Here is a 641-nt window from a genome sequence, read left to right on the forward strand (position 1 = left end):
TGACGCCATTGCTAAACGTCGCTGTGCTGTTGTAGTCAGCGCCGGCTGTGGCGCTACCACCGCCTAAGCTGTAAGCATAGGTGCCCGCTACTGTGGTGGTGCCTGACAAGCTCACCGTGTACACCAAGTTATTACCTTCGACCACATTGTCATCACCGACACCTGGGCCACCTGGTTCGACTGTCGTGATCGTCGGTTGGTCATTGTCTAAGATACCGCCGGCACCAGTCACACCAGCAATCACCAACGGTAAAGTTTCTGGTGAGGCTGAATCGACGACTGCATCATCAATCGTTGCTACCGTGACCGTGAAACTCGCCACACCGGCTGGGACGATCAAATTGCCACCGACTAAAGTGACGCCATTGCTGAACGTTGGTGTCGCATTGTAGTCAGCACCGGCTGTGGCGCTACCACCGCCTAAGCTGTAAGCATAAGTACCCGCTACCGTGGTGGTGCCGGACAAGCTGACCGTGTACACCAAATTATTGCCTTCGACCACATTGTCATCACTGACACCTGGCGTGCCTGGTTCGACACTGGTGATCGTCGGTTGGTCGTTGTCGATGATACCGCCGGCACCGGTGATGCCACCGATGACCAACGGTAAAGTTTCTGGTGAGGCTGAATCGACGACTGCA

General features: G+C 55.4%; 1 pseudogene. It reads right to left on the reverse strand.

Going from position 1 to position 641, the window contains the following annotated elements:
• Positions 1-641, reverse strand: a pseudogene (locus ACFFJH_RS00005) (hypothetical protein); the annotation flags it as partial.

The sequence above is a fragment of the Affinundibacterium danionis genome (assembly GCF_042432465.1).
GTDB classification, from domain to species: Bacteria; Pseudomonadota; Gammaproteobacteria; order Burkholderiales; family Burkholderiaceae_D; genus Undibacterium; species Undibacterium danionis.